Here is a 14,396-nt window from a genome sequence, read left to right on the forward strand (position 1 = left end):
AGCAGGCGGTGATGCCGTATCGCAACAAGGCCCATATAAGATGTTCAGTGATGCAGCCAAAGTAGGACGCATTGCCATGGAAAAAGATGTAGAAACAGCCATGCGTTGTTTTGTGAATATGGATGAAAACATCAAAGGATAAATAAAAATTGAGCTTAAATTACAATCTTGTGATTACTAAAGATGTAGCGCAAGCTTAATATACATACATATTTCAATATACTCTTCTGTCTTAGGGAAGCTTTTATAAGGCTTCTCTTTTTTGTGTGATAGAATGATGTATATGAAAATATGGATCACACGACATGGCCAAACGAATTTAAATAAAAAACATTTGATGCAAGGAAGAACCAATGAGCCTTTAAATGATACAGGGCGGATGCAAGCAAGAGAAGCAAGAAAACGAATTGAACCCATTCAATTTGATGCGGTATATGCTTCTCCTTTAGATCGAGCAATTGAAACGGCATCGATCATTGGCAATGTATCCAAGGATCAAGTCATTATTGATTCACGAATAACGGAAATGGAATTTGGTCGCTATGAATTAAAAAAATATACGGGTATGGGATTGAAAATGACTTTATTTTGGTTATTTCCAGAAATCTTGCCAAGTCCGCCAAGTGTAGAAACGATTGATTCTTTGGTTTCTCGTAGTTCTGCTTTTCTATCGGAAATGGAACAAAAAGACTATGACAATGTATTGATCGTATGTCATGGAGGCATTATTCGTGCACTACGAGGTTATATGGAGGATAAAACAAGAGGGATTCGTTGGCGTCCAAAACCGAAAAATTGTGAAATCATTGAATATGAATCCATTCATGGAAAACATCGCAAGATTGCTGATTATAAATAGCTGTCATTGGACAGCTTTTTTAATGAGCACTTGATTTTCAATGAGGGCTTTTTCGATTTCTTTGGGCAAATGATTCGTAATCAATTGATCGATCGCATCGAAATCGAATACTTTATAGAAAGACGTATTCAGAAACTTCGAATCATCCATTAAAAGAATGGTTTGTTGGGCATGCGCATGCATGGCTTGTTTTAGATCAATATCAATATTGGATTGACTGGTAATACAATGCGTATCCATGGAATTGGCCGAAACAAAAAACCAATCTGCAAAGCGGGATTGAATAAAGTGAGTGGCTTCAGTCCCTATGACACAGGCATGATGCGGATCATACTGACCACCAACTAATTCTACGTGTACATGTGGATGTTCATGAAATGCCTGGGCAATGAATGATCCATTTGTAACAACATTTAATCGCATATCTTTGGGAATAGCTTTCACAAAGCAATAAGCCGTACTGCTTGAATCAATAAATAAAGATTCTCCATCGGATAATAATTGGATTGCTTCTTTGCCAATGGCTTCTTTTTCTTCTATGTGCTGATGATTTCGCAACGCAATCGGGGAAATATCGCTTTCCGGATGGATATAGGTAACGCCACCATGAGTTCGGCGTACTTGGCCATCGGCTTCCATACAGGTCAGATCGCGACGAATGGTTGGAAGGCTTACATATAAACGTTGAGCCAGTTCATGAATGGAAATATACTCTCGAGCTTGCAGAATGGAAAGGATTTTTTGTCGTCGTTCATTAGGTACCATTATAGCCTCCGTGATTGATATCAATCATAATATATCGCTTTTATTGATTGATTATCAATATTTTGAACACCATTTGCATCAAAAATCAATCATTTCTATAGTAGAAATGGAGGAAGTGTATGGGCGTAAAAGTATCAGCATCTTTGATGTGTATGGACCTGCTTCATATCGCATCCGAAGTAAAAATATTAGAACATCATGTCGATGAATTTCACATTGATATTATTGATTGGCATTATTGTAAGAATATGGCATTGGCTCCTTGTTTTATGGAATCTATCCGTACCATCAGTTCCATTCCGATGGAAGCGCATTTATATGTAGATAATATTGATATGGATCTGATTGATCTATGTTGTGAAAGTGGTGCCAATATCATTACCATGCCACCAGAAATCATTGAGCGACAATTGTTTCATATTCAAAGAGAATTAGCTAAACGCCAAGTGCAATTTGGGGTTTCTTTAAATCCATCCATGAATATGGATGTCATCGTTCCCTATGGACATCTCATTGATCGGTTATTGATCTTGAGTGTAGATCCTGGCTTTGCGGGACAACCCTTTATTGAAACGACGTATGATCGGATTCAAAGAGCCGTGCAACTACGAGAAGAAAATCATTGGCATTATCAAATTGAAGTGGACGGTTGTTGTAATGAAAAGTATTATCAAAAACTCCATCAAGCCGGAGCGGATGTATTTATTGTAGGGGGAAGTGGCTTGTTTTCCAAAAGTGAGGATACGGAAAAAGCAGTCCAAATTTGTTTGGATTGGATAAAAAAGGAGACATTATGCACAAATGGTTAGATTTAGAAAATAAAGTAGTGATTGTAACAGGTGGTGCCTCTGGTATTGGACAAAGAATGTGCCAATCCTTTATGGAACAGGGAGCACAAGTCGTCATTGCGGATTTGTGTGTACAAGAAAAAATGGAAAATTGTCTTTCTATTCGTTGTGATGTAACACGTAAAGATGAAGTGGAACGAATGGTCCATCAAGTCATGGAAACATTTGGTCGTATTGATATTCTCGTGAATAATGCGGGTATTTCGATTCCTCGCTTGTTGGTGGATGATCGATCCAAATATGAATTAGATGATACGGTATTTGATCAAACGATAAATTTGAACGTGAAAGGATCTTTTCATTGTGCACAAGCATGTGCAAGAATCATGTTGCGACAAAAATATGGTGTGATCGTGAATGTTAGCAGTGAATGTGGCAAAGAAGGTAGCTTCGCACAGGGGATATATAGTGCATCAAAAGCAGCTATTGATAGTTTGACTCGTACGTGGGCCAAAGAGTTGAGCCCACATGGAATCCGAGTCGTAGCTATTGCACCGGGTCCCATGGAAGCAACGGCGTTATTTAACTCGGCTTATATTGATGCTATGTGTCATTGTCGCCATATCACAAAAGAAGAGATGCAAAAGAATTATGATACCGTTACATTATTAGGCAGAGAAGGGCATTTAGAAGAAATCGCTAATACGGTACTTTTCTTGGTTAGTAATCGTGCAAGTTTTATAACGGGGACGACCATCAATGTTTCGGGTGGAAAATCTAGAGGTTAAAAAAACTAGAAAGTTTTGTGCTTTCTAGTTTTCTAAAGCTTTGACCAATGTTTGTACGTTTTGGATTTGATTTTTGATATTGATGCCAATCGCCGTTAAGGATAGATTCATTCGCACCAATTCACCTTGCAGTTGAAAAGATACGATATATTTGAATGATTTTTTTATGATGGATAATTGTTCGATATCTTTTCGTGGAATGGAAAACTGACCGGTTGGTACGGTCACATTCAAAGAAGATAAGGTAACAATGTTCAAATGTGTATCGGTTAAACCAATATAGGCATAGGTATTGATCCATTGTACTCTTTTTTGATTCGGATTGATGGCATAATGAAGGATCTTAGGGGTGCACACAACAAGAGTAGCCCAAATCTTAGAAATATAATTTTGTCCGATTTCATCGAGTAATTCATTTTTTGCATCTTCAGATAATGTAAGTGCCATGAACGGTTCTCCTAAAGTAAGGCTTGGATCTGGACTTCATACGTTGTACCTTTACAATGTTGTAAGGCATTTTCCAGATATTTCTTGCTTTCTTTTTTATTATGTAAATAGGAATATTGTAAACCAATCAAATATTCAAAGACACCAATACGTACACGTTTTGCTGGGTTGGTATAGGCATCGGTTTCTTTTTTTAATGGTTCCAATCGAGCCTTGATATCACGAATATGTTCGCTTTTTCTTTCGCCCAAGATACTATACATCAGTTGCATCGTTTCAACTTCAACTTGGTTGGAGTCATGTTGCAAACAGATATCAAGCATTTTTTTAGCTTGTTCATATTTCTCTTGTTCTAAATAAAAATAGAAGGCTCGCTTTGCTACCAATGATCTTTGTTCATCATTCATTTTGATTTTTTCAAATAAATCATGGATTTGCTGATTGATTTTTTTGGCATCATTTTGCATAAAATATGCATTGAGACGCATAAATTCGCGATTAAAAGGTCGATAACTGAAAGTACACCAGAAGCCATCCAATACTTGTTCAAATTCTTTGTATTTTCCTTGTTCGAGATATTCTGTCAATTTTTTATAGACAATTCGTTTTTGTATCATAGGAAGCAGTAAGCCAATACCTACTGCGATACAGACAATGATCAAGATCCAATTCATATATATCCTTTCTATGATTTACTAATAATTTGTGATTTCAATTTATTTTCACAAAGCGCTTTAAATTCATCAAAATTATTCACATAAGAAATTTGTTTGATAAAGTCTGGATTAAATAAAGCTGGAGATAAAAAATCCCAAGCACGGAAGGCTTCTAAATTACTTTTTTCAATGCACAATAAGAATACAACTTGTACATGATTTCCTTCGTTGTCCCAAACAATAGGTTTTTTCAACAAAATCTCACCAATGAAAGAATCATCCAAATTGGCATGCATGGGATGAAGGATGGCAATCTTATTGCCAAAATATGTACTGCCAAATTCTTCGCGCAATTCAATTTCTTCCGATAGATTTTTTACTTTATACAAAGAAACAGCTTTATTGACTAACCAATCTTGTGTTTGTTTCTTATTGCTGAAATCTTTGATGGTAAATAATCGTGGATCAAATAAACGCAGGGTATCATCAATATTCTTAAATCCTTCGATTCGTACTTTGATCTTTTCAAGTTCTTTTTCGTTAGGGAAGAAATTGATCTTGGTTGCCAAACCGACTTCGGTTGCACGATTTTCTTCGGTTGAAAAGAACAAATCATAATTGTCTAAATTCAAAGTTTCCAATTCATGTGTATTGACAAATTTGATCGTAGATATGTATTTTCTAAATTTATCGTATAAAAATTGTTCTAATAAGAAATACTGTGATCGTTGCAAATTTGTGATGATACATATTTTTTTACCACCATTCACATTTTCCTGTTCATTGAGGCTTTTATTAAAGTAAATAGCTAAAAAAGCAGTTTCACTTTCTTTGATCTTGCATTCAAATTGTTCACTCAGTAAATAAGAAAAATAAGTGGCAATTTCAAAGGCATACGAGAAACTTTGTTTGATGTAATCCAGCATTTCATTTTTAATTTGTATATTATTCTTGGCTCGAGAAATCAATGGTTCACAATGTAAGGCAAGGGACATGCGCAAGTTCATATCATGGGTAAAATCAGTTGGATAAACTTGGCGAATGTGTTCCAATGCTTCGAAAATAAAATCGTTGATTTCATCGGAAATATAATGGATTTTGTTGGCATTGCTGTGATTACTGATATATAAGGCTAAAAAATTAATTTCAGGTTGAGGAACGCGAATGTGAAAATGCTTTTCGATCCGGGTATAGATCTTATTCGCAATCTTCAATTCCAAATCTAAATCGGATTGATTATCAATATCTTCTTCATTTAAATAAAAGAAGTCTTTGATACGAATCACCGAAATGTTGATCCATATAATGATATTTTGAAATTCTACATCCGATATTGGATATTGATCAAGCAGGAATTCTTCCATTAAGATCTTACGAATGCTTTCTAGTCGATTTCCATCCATATCCGTTAGAGGATTGCTGGAAATGATATTGAAATTGTTATTATCATTATCGATCAAACACATCCGCCGATCTCGTTCGAGACCATCGACCCATACATATCCAACCGACTGAATGAGTTTTAATGAAAAATTATTTAAAATTTGTTCCACATCTTTTAAATCATTGATCAATGTAGATTTGGAAACATAAATATAATCGGCACATTGTGAAAGTGGAATGCTTTTTCTTTGTTTCAATAAATAGCCAAGCAATTTGTGTACACGACCATCTTTTTCACTTAAAGATTCATCATTTTGGTTTTTTAAACTGGATACATATTCATCAAAATCCTTTTGATCATGCACGATCAAACGAGTCCCAAAAGGAACTTTTGATTCAATTTCAAAAGCCGGTTGATCCTGCATTTCTTTTTTGATTACTTTTAAATCGTTTTGTACGGTTCGCAAGCTAACATTTAGTTCATCAGAAAAGTGGTTGGCTTTTAAATACTCATTTTCATGTTCGCAAAATTGTAAAAATATTTCGATTTGACGTTTCGTTAACATGATTTTCCTCCTTTTCTCATTCAATGCAAAGAGTCATAAAGTGAAATGAAGTAACTATTATGAATTGAGCAAAATCGGGGAATTGCACAATTGTTTATTTATATAATATGGAAATTTGTTTGTTGTTTAGTTTAAACAATTTCATAAAGACTGTGCAAATTGATAGAATGCGTAATTAATCATGCAAAACGTTACCGCTTACAAATGCGAATATTGCACAATGATTGTGCATTTATTGGATGCAATTACTGAATGAAACCTATTAAAATGTCAGTGTAAGTTGAAAACGCTATCAACCACGTTTTCATCCAATTGATGAAATTCCGGGGGGAAAAGGTAAATTATGAGAATCGTCTTAGTATCACATGGTTCTTTTTCAAAGGGCCTATACGAAACAATGGAAATGGTTTTAGGACCACAAGAAAATATGGCTTATATCGGATTGTATCCACATCAAGGCATTGATGAATTAAAAGCCAATATTGAAGCAGAATTTAAAAAAGCAGAACCAGGCGAAGAAATTCTGGTTTTGACCGATTTGTTTTATGGCAGCCCATTTAACGCTGTTGTTCAATTGATGAGCAAATGGGATGTGTATCATCTAACAGGAATCAACGTTCCTCTATTAATGGAAATTCTATTGATGAGAGGCAACGGTAAAAGCGCATCCGAGATTTGTGATGAAACATTAAAGTTAGCCACAAATACAGTGTCCGATGTCCGAAAATATCTAGCGGATCTGAAAAAAGCTGATGTTCCATCCGACGAAGATGACTTTTAAAAAAAATAATAAGGAGGAGTAAGAAGTATGCGTAACATTGTATGGTGTCGTGTAGACGACCGATTGATTCACGGAGAAGTAGTAACGGCTTGGATCCCGTTCACTCATGCCAACCGTGTTGTTGTTGTGGATGATGAAGTAGCAAAGGATGATTTTAATAAACGAGTATTAAAATCCTTAGCTCCAGCTGGTACACAAGTGGCAGTGTTAACTGTTGCCGGAGCAACCAAAGCTCTACAAAAAGATCCAAAACCAGGCGAACGTGTATTGTTGCTGACAAAATCTCCAATCGTATTTGAACAATTGTTAGATGGTGGTGTTGCCATCAAACAAGTGAACTTAGGCGGTATGGGAATTCGTGGAGATCGTCAACCATTTGTCAACAACGTATCGGCAAGCCCTGCAGAAGTGGATTCTATTCGCCGTATGAAAAATGAAAAAGGGGTAGACGTCTTTTATCAGTTAGTACCTGAGCAGAAGGTAATTGATATTTCTAACTTGCTATAGAAATATCGAAATGAATTTCTGCTAGACATAATAGAAAAGGAGAGAAAAGTATGTCTGTATTTCAAGCAGTGCTTCTTGGAATCCTTTACTGGATCGGAGAAGCCAATTTACCATTTGTTGGATTGTGGACAATTCAACGACCATTAGTTTGTGGCTGGATTGCAGGTATCATCTTGGGAGACCCATTAAAGGGTGCCATGGTCGGTGCATCAATCAACTTAGTTTATCTAGGATTTATCTCAGCCGGAGGTTCTATGCCAGCCGATATGGCATTGGCCGGAACATTAGGAGCTGCCTTTGCTATCACCGGTAACTTAGATGCCAAAACAGCGTTAGCATTAGCTGTTCCAATTGGAATCTTAGGTACATTGGTATGGTATACTCGTATGACCATTGACTCGGTATGGGTTCACTTAGGAGATAAATTTGTTGCGAACGAACAATATCATAAATTATGGATTGCCAACGTTTTATTGCCTCAGATCATGTCCGCTTGTATTTGTGTCATTCCAGCATCTTTAGCTGCTTATTTTGGTGCAAGTTACATCACACCAATCGTTAAAGCATTATCTGGAACACCATTAACTATCTTCCAGATCATTGGTGGTATGATGCCTGCATTAGGAATCGCCATCACCTTACAATACATCTTTAAAGGTGAATCTCGTGTATTCTTGTTCTTAGGATTTGTTGTAGCTGTTTATTCAGGATTGGCTTTGTTACCTCAAGGTGTCATCGCATTCTTGGTAGCATTGGTTTACATTCAATTACGCTATAGCGGAGGAGCAGGAGAAGCTCAAACAGAAGCAGCGGGTGCCGCTGATACAGATGAAGAGGAGGATTTCTAAGATGCCAGATATTAAAGCAGATGCTAAACATGTCATTCCTAAAAACCATTTGTATCATGCTGCATTTAACTGGGAGACATGGGTTCAAACAAACTATAACTATGAACGTATGATGGGTATGGCTTGTGGTCACACATTTGTACCTGTTATTGATGATTTGTATAAAGGTGATCCAGACGGAGATGCAAAACGTAAAGAAGTAATGCAACGTGAAATGGAATTCTTTAACGTCCATCCAGAATTTGGATCTTGTATCTTAGGTATGGCTATCGCCCTTGAAGAACAAAAATCATTGGGTGAACCAATTACCGGTGAATTCATCACTTCATTGAAAACATCATTGATGGGACCTCTTGCTGGTATTGGTGATACCATTTGGCAAGGTGTATTGATTCCAATCTTATTGGCAATCCTTATTGATATCACTTTGAATTTTAAAACTGTATTAGGTGCTGTCATCTATTTGATTTTAATGCTTGTCATTACATATGTATTTAGTTTCGCTAACTTCTTCTTCGGATACAACGCTGGATCGAATGCTATCTTGGATTTCTTGGAAAAAGGTTTATTAAACAAGATCTTGCTTGGTGCACAAGTTATGGGTTGTATGGTAATGGGAGGATTGATTGCCAATTATGTAAACGTTAGTTGCGGTTTGGTATTGATTACTTCTGGAAGTAAGTTTGTCGTACAAAAATCATTATTTGATGCCGTAATGCCTAAGATTTTGCCTTTTGCTTTCACATTCTTAGTTTACTGGTTAATGGCCAGCAAGAAGTGGAGCTCTTTAAAAGTTATCGGTTTGATCATTGTAATTGCCATTGTTGGTGGATTAACTGGTATCTTAGCTGCATAAGGTATTAAGAATTTGCGGTGTAGAACTACACCGCATTTTTTATCGGAGGAATAGAAATGAATAAAGAAGAATTAAAAAAACATGCAAACAATGTTCGTAAGAATATCTTGACTGCTGTCTATTCGGGTCAGTCCGGACATCCGGGTGGATCTTTATCGGCAGCCGATATCTTGACGTATTTGTATTTTGAAGTCATGGACATCAATGAAGACAATGTGAAAGGCATCGATCGTGATCGTTTCGTATTGAGCAAGGGACACATCACACCGGCTTTGTACAGTGTCTTTGCGGAAAAAGGTTTCTTGAGCGAAGAAGATATCAAGACCTTCCGTAAATTTGGTTCCAAATTGCAGGGACATCCAAATATGAACTATATCGATGCCGTGGATATGTCAACGGGATCCTTGGGACAAGGTGTATCGACGGCGGTTGGTATGGCCATTGCCAATAAGCTGGACAACAATAAACATCGTATCTTCACTTTATTAGGTGATGGTGAATGCCAGGAAGGTGAAGTATGGGAAGCTGCCATGGCAGCCAGTCATTATGGATTGGACAATATCACGTTCATGGTCGACTGCAACCATTTGCAGATCGATGGCAAAGTGGAAGATGTCATGAATGTCTATCCATTGGATAAGAAATTTGAAGCCTTTGGCTTTGAAGTGGTCAAAGCCTATGGTCATGATTTTGAGGATATCAAGGCAGCGTTTGATTATGCCTTGAGCGTAAAGCGCAAACCAGCATGTATTTTGTGGAACACGACCAAAGGAAAAGGTGTCAGCTTCATGGAAGACCAGGCCGGATGGCATGGCAAGGCACCGAACAAGGAACAATATGAACAAGCAATGGCAGAATTGGAGGGCAATGAATAATGGCAAAACAGGCAACTCGAGCAGCCTATGGAGAGGCAATTGCAGAATTAGTGCAAGAAAATAAGAATGTTGTCGTATTGGATGCAGACTTAGCAGGCAGTACGAAATCCGGCGAAGCCAAGAAAGTGTGCCCAGAACGTCATTTTGATATGGGAATTGCCGAAGGCAATATGATGGCGGTCGCAGCCGGACTGGCAGCCAGCGGCAAGATCGCATATGCATCGACCTTTGCGGTATTCGCAACCGGAAGAGCCTATGATCAGGTGCGCAACAGTATCTGTTATCCAAACCTGAACGTCAAGATCTGTGCGACCCATGCCGGTATCACGGTTGGTGAAGATGGGGCATCCCACCAGGCATTGGAAGATATCGCTTTGATGCGTGCGATCCCGAATATGCATGTATTCCAGCCATGTGATGGACCGGAAGCCAAAGCCATCGTCAAGGCCGTAGCCGATATCGATGGACCATGTTATGTCCGTCTAGGAAGATTGGCGGTTGAATCGGTCAATGATCCAGAGACCTATACATATGAATATGGCAAAGGGGTCGTTATGCAAAAAGGCGAGAAGGTCGCTATCGTAGCCACCGGAATGATGGTACAGGAAGCTTTGGAAGCGGCCAAAGCATTGGATTTTGATCCAACGGTAGTCAATATCAATACGATCAAACCAATCGATGCGGATCTGATCAAAGAATTGGCCAAGACCCATGATGCGATCGTAACGGTCGAAGAGCACAATGTGATCGGCGGCTTAGGCGGAGCGGTAGCGGAAGTATTGGCCTCAGAAACCGATCGTTGTCCACAATATATGATGGGTGTACAGGATACGTTTGGACAAAGCGGTACCCCAGCTGAATTGTTGGATCATTATGGCTTGAATGCCAAACATATCAAAGAATTTGTGGAGGGCATCAAATGAAAATTGCCATTGGAAATGACCATGGTGCTGTAGACTATAAGAATACCATCATGGAAATGTTGCGCAATGAAGGACATGAAGTCATTGATTGTGGCACAGATAGTTATGAAAGCTGCGATTATGTAGACTTTGGGAAAGCTGTAGCTGAAAAGGTCGCCAATCATGAAGTTGAAAAGGGAATCGTGATTTGTGGTACAGGTATTGGCATTTCCATTGCTGCCAATAAAGTAAAGGGTATTCGTTGTGGTCTTTGTACAAATACGACCATGGCCCGTTTAACGCGTGAACATAACGATGCCAATGTGTTATCCATGGGACAACGAATCATAGGTATTGAAGTGGCAAAAGATATCGTGCATACCTTTTTGTCTACGCCATTCAGCAATGGCGAACGACATGTAAGAAGGATTGAAAAATTAGCCGAAATGGAGAAATAGGTACTTCGTAGGAAGTACCTTTTTTCATAATGATTATGCAATATGCAAATCAATAAATCATAGCAGATTGCGTAATCTTATGCGCAAAGGAAAGCACCTTTCATAATCTAAAGATTGTTATGATTCGAATAGGTCAAAGGTAATAATCTTAAAAAAATGAAAGGTGGTAATGATTATGTCAAATGCACCTAAATTGGCTGATTACTTAGGAAAGCCATTTGCTTGTAGTTGTGGACGTACCCATTCTACAGGATTGGAAGGATGTACGGTTGGAGCCGGCGTATTAAACTCTTTAGTTGATTATGTTGAAAAATATGGTTTTAAAAAGGTATACGTTGCTTGTGATGAAATCACTTACGGAATCGCTGGTGAAAAAGTCATGAATATCCTTCATGATGCAAATATTGATGCAAAAGCGCATGTGTTCACAGGTGGACGTTTTATCCCTAATGAAGAATCTTTGGGAAAATTAATGATTGATGCACCGAGAGATCTAGATCTAGTTGTAGCAGTCGGTACAGGATCAATCAATGATATGTGTCGTTTCTTTAGTTATCAAATGAAAGTGCCTTATGCGATTGTAGCAACCGCTGCACCAATGGATGGCTTTGCATCCAGTGGCGCTGCCTTGATGGTCGATAATATCAAACAAACCATTCCTGCACAAACACCATTGTTTATCATTGGTGATACCGATATTTTATGTGGTGCACCAGCACGTATGATTTCAGCTGGTCTGGGTGATTTGCTTGGAAAATTTACTTGTTTGAATGATTGGCGTATTTCAAAAATCATCAATGATGAGTATTATTGCGATACCGTTGTGAATTTAGTTAAAGATTGCATTGATAATGTATTGAAGAATGCGGACAAAGCAGCCAGCCGTGATCCAAAAGTGATTGGTGATATCATGGAAGGTCTTGTATTGACCGGTGTAGCTATGAGTTTTGTTGGAAATTCTCGTCCAGCAGCAGGTTGTGAGCATCACTTAAATCATTATTGGGAAGCTATTGAAATTCAAAATGGTCAAATTCCAGTGTTGCATGGAATTGAAGTTGGTTTAGCTGAAGTTGTCATTTTGAAGATGACCGAATTCTTACGTGAATCTCGTCCTGATTTTGATGCAGCTCGTGCGAAAGCCAAACAATATGATCAAGCGGCATGGGAAGCCAAGATGAAAGAAGTTTATGGCACAGCAAGCGATGCCATCATTGAATTGGAACATGAAGCTAAGAAAAATGAGCCAGAAGGACGTTTAAAACGTATTGATAAGATTGAAGAGAACTGGGATGAAATCGTTAAGTTGATGGATGATTATATGCCTACTTCAGATCGTATGATCGAAATCTTGAAGAGCTTAGACGCACCATATTTCCCATCTCAAGTTGGATTCAGTGATGAAATGTTGTATAACGCATTGGTATATGGAAAAGAGAATCGAGCTCGTTACACCATGTTATCGATGATGGGTGACTTGGGCGTCCTTGAAGATCTAGCTAATAAAGTCGTTGCATTTGTAAATGAATAAAAATTAACCAAAAATAGTAATGATCACCTCGGCCAAAAACTCTTCTCTCTCTTTAGAAAATATCTCAACTTAAAGGATCATTACTATTTTATTGGAGTATCTTCGGATGCTCCTATATTTATTTGTATAGAAAGGACAAAAGAAAAAATGAAAGCATGTGTACTTGTAGCTCCAAAAACGTATGAAGTAAAAGATATACCAGTTCCTGAATTAAAAGATGGACAAGTTTTGTTACGCGTATTGACTGCTGCGATTTGTGTCAATGATGTCCGTGATTATCAAGGAGAAAATAAATTTTCTTACCCTCATATCGGCGGACATGAATATTGTGCGGTTGTTGAAAAAATCGGACCGAATGTAAACGAAAACCTAATCCATGTGGGTGATCATGTCATTAATTATATTATTGATGATTGTGGTATTTGTGACGATTGTAAACACGGACATGAAAATATTTGTAGCGAATTCATGAATGGACTGAACTACAACAATCCCAATGGATATTCTGGTTTTTATGGATTTGCGGAATATGCGGTAGCGGATGCTCGTGATTTGTATGTATATCCAAAAGAAACGCCTTCGGATGTAGCTTCTTTAACCGAACCATTAGCTTGTGTCATCAATAGTATCCAGCGTACACCCATCAAAATGGGCGATGATGTCGTTGTTTTAGGTGGCGGTGTCATGGGATTGCTTCACGTGATTTGCGCTAAAAAACAAGGTGCTCGAGTCATTGTAAGTGAAGTAAATCCAGAACGTGCAGCCGTTGCTCGTCAATTGGGAGCCGATGTAACCATCAATCCAATGGAATCGGATGCGGTTCAACAAATTAAGGATCTAACCAATGGACGAGGCGCCAATGTTGTCTTTAATACCACAGCCATACCAGCTGTTGCTGCGCAAGCCATTGAAATGACCGCAAAGAGTGGTTACTGTAATATGTTCAGTTCGATTCATCCAAATAAACCGATTGAAGTCGATGCCGGTCGTCTACATAAAGCAGAAATTTATGTGACAGGTACTCAGAATGGTACAAAAGAATCCTTCCGTCGTGCGATTGATTGCATCAGTAAAGGAATCCTAGATTTGAAACCAGTTATTTCTAAAACGTATGCGCCAGAAGATATTGTAGAAGCCTTAGATTTTGCCGCAAGTCCAGAATCATATAAAGTATTGATCGAATTTTCAAAATAGGAGGGTCTATGTTAGCGGATTTAAATGAAGTATTTCAAATAGCGAATGAAAAAAAGATTGCCATTGGTGCTTTCAATGTTGTCAATTTTGAGAATATCCAAGCCATTCTAGAAGCGGCAGAAACCTTAAATATGCCAACCATCTTAGCGTTTGCTCAGACGCATGAAGAAAATGATGTAGCCTATCTAGAAGAGA

At 38.0% G+C, this 14,396-nt stretch carries 17 protein-coding genes; 13 read left to right on the forward strand and 4 right to left on the reverse strand.

Annotated features, from left to right (window positions below; genetic code table 11):
• The first annotated feature begins 283 nt into the window (after positions 1-283).
• The gene (locus MOZ64_RS11245; RefSeq protein WP_320326649.1) at positions 284-859 is read left to right on the forward strand and encodes a histidine phosphatase family protein; all 576 of its coding nucleotides are present in this window, start codon (positions 284-286) and stop codon (positions 857-859) included.
• 3 nt (positions 860-862) lie between these two features.
• Here MOZ64_RS11245 and MOZ64_RS11250 read toward each other — a convergent pair whose 3' ends face one another.
• On the reverse strand, positions 863-1,624 hold the full coding sequence (locus tag MOZ64_RS11250) for a DeoR/GlpR family DNA-binding transcription regulator (RefSeq protein WP_320326650.1): 762 nt from the start codon (positions 1,622-1,624) through the stop codon (positions 863-865).
• 119 nt (positions 1,625-1,743) lie between these two features.
• Here MOZ64_RS11250 and MOZ64_RS11255 point away from each other — a divergent pair, with 119 nt between their 5' ends.
• Positions 1,744-2,433 (forward strand): beta/alpha barrel domain-containing protein, encoded by a 690-nt coding sequence (locus tag MOZ64_RS11255; RefSeq protein WP_320326651.1) that lies wholly within the window; start codon positions 1,744-1,746, stop codon positions 2,431-2,433.
• A complete protein-coding gene (locus MOZ64_RS11260; protein WP_320326652.1) occupies positions 2,418-3,200 on the forward strand; it encodes a sorbitol-6-phosphate dehydrogenase subunit in 783 nt (260 codons plus the stop codon). The genes MOZ64_RS11255 and MOZ64_RS11260 overlap by 16 nt, the downstream gene beginning before the upstream one ends.
• A 24-nt stretch (positions 3,201-3,224) precedes the next feature.
• On the opposite strand, the gene MOZ64_RS11265 is transcribed toward MOZ64_RS11260, so the two are convergent.
• Genes MOZ64_RS11265 through MOZ64_RS11275 form a run of 3 tightly spaced genes read right to left on the reverse strand, consistent with a single transcriptional unit; the run spans position 3,225 to position 6,252 of the window.
• On the reverse strand, positions 3,225-3,647 hold the full coding sequence (locus tag MOZ64_RS11265; RefSeq protein ID WP_320326653.1) for a hypothetical protein: 423 nt from the start codon (positions 3,645-3,647) through the stop codon (positions 3,225-3,227).
• Between the two features lie 11 nt (positions 3,648-3,658).
• Positions 3,659-4,321, reverse strand: coding sequence for a hypothetical protein (locus MOZ64_RS11270; protein ID WP_320326654.1), 663 nt, complete (start codon positions 4,319-4,321; stop codon positions 3,659-3,661).
• An 11-nt stretch (positions 4,322-4,332) separates the two neighbouring features.
• Positions 4,333-6,252 carry a BglG family transcription antiterminator gene (locus MOZ64_RS11275; RefSeq protein ID WP_320326655.1) on the reverse strand — a complete coding sequence of 640 codons (1,920 nt, stop codon included), beginning with the start codon at positions 6,250-6,252 and terminating at the stop codon, positions 4,333-4,335.
• 343 nt (positions 6,253-6,595) lie between these two features.
• On the opposite strand from MOZ64_RS11275, the gene MOZ64_RS11280 reads away from it, so the two are divergent.
• From MOZ64_RS11280 to MOZ64_RS11325, 10 genes are all read left to right on the forward strand, one after another.
• The gene (locus tag MOZ64_RS11280; protein WP_320326656.1) at positions 6,596-7,033 is read left to right on the forward strand and encodes a PTS sugar transporter subunit IIA; all 438 of its coding nucleotides are present in this window, start codon (positions 6,596-6,598) and stop codon (positions 7,031-7,033) included.
• A gap of 27 nt (positions 7,034-7,060) precedes the next feature.
• The gene (locus MOZ64_RS11285; RefSeq protein WP_128520346.1) at positions 7,061-7,540 is read left to right on the forward strand and encodes a PTS sugar transporter subunit IIB; all 480 of its coding nucleotides are present in this window, start codon (positions 7,061-7,063) and stop codon (positions 7,538-7,540) included.
• Between the two features lie 50 nt (positions 7,541-7,590).
• Positions 7,591-8,388, forward strand: coding sequence for a PTS mannose/fructose/sorbose/N-acetylgalactosamine transporter subunit IIC (locus MOZ64_RS11290; RefSeq protein WP_128520345.1), 798 nt, complete (start codon positions 7,591-7,593; stop codon positions 8,386-8,388).
• A gap of 1 nt (position 8,389) precedes the next feature.
• A complete protein-coding gene (locus tag MOZ64_RS11295) occupies positions 8,390-9,244 on the forward strand; it encodes a PTS system mannose/fructose/sorbose family transporter subunit IID (protein ID WP_320326657.1) in 855 nt (284 codons plus the stop codon).
• A 56-nt stretch (positions 9,245-9,300) separates the two neighbouring features.
• Positions 9,301-10,119 carry a transketolase gene (locus MOZ64_RS11300; RefSeq protein WP_320326658.1) on the forward strand — a complete coding sequence of 273 codons (819 nt, stop codon included), beginning with the start codon at positions 9,301-9,303 and terminating at the stop codon, positions 10,117-10,119.
• Positions 10,119-11,042, forward strand: coding sequence for a transketolase family protein (locus tag MOZ64_RS11305; RefSeq protein WP_320326659.1), 924 nt, complete (start codon positions 10,119-10,121; stop codon positions 11,040-11,042). The genes MOZ64_RS11300 and MOZ64_RS11305 overlap by 1 nt, the downstream gene beginning before the upstream one ends.
• Complete coding sequence (rpiB, locus tag MOZ64_RS11310) at positions 11,039-11,479, forward strand: ribose 5-phosphate isomerase B (RefSeq protein ID WP_320326660.1); 441 nt, start codon at positions 11,039-11,041, stop codon at positions 11,477-11,479. The genes MOZ64_RS11305 and rpiB overlap by 4 nt, the downstream gene beginning before the upstream one ends.
• A gap of 175 nt (positions 11,480-11,654) precedes the next feature.
• On the forward strand, positions 11,655-13,007 hold the full coding sequence (locus MOZ64_RS11315; protein ID WP_320326661.1) for a sn-glycerol-1-phosphate dehydrogenase: 1,353 nt from the start codon (positions 11,655-11,657) through the stop codon (positions 13,005-13,007).
• 147 nt (positions 13,008-13,154) lie between these two features.
• Positions 13,155-14,201, forward strand: a complete 1,047-nt coding sequence (locus MOZ64_RS11320; protein WP_320326662.1) for a zinc-dependent alcohol dehydrogenase — start codon at positions 13,155-13,157, stop codon at positions 14,199-14,201.
• Between the two features lie 8 nt (positions 14,202-14,209).
• Positions 14,210-14,396: class II fructose-bisphosphate aldolase (locus MOZ64_RS11325; RefSeq protein ID WP_320326663.1), on the forward strand; the 187-nt coding region annotated here is incomplete at its 3' end.

Origin of the sequence: Absicoccus intestinalis (assembly GCF_033971885.1) — a bacterium.
GTDB classification, from domain to species: Bacteria; Bacillota_I; Bacilli_A; order Erysipelotrichales; family Erysipelotrichaceae; genus Absicoccus; species Absicoccus intestinalis.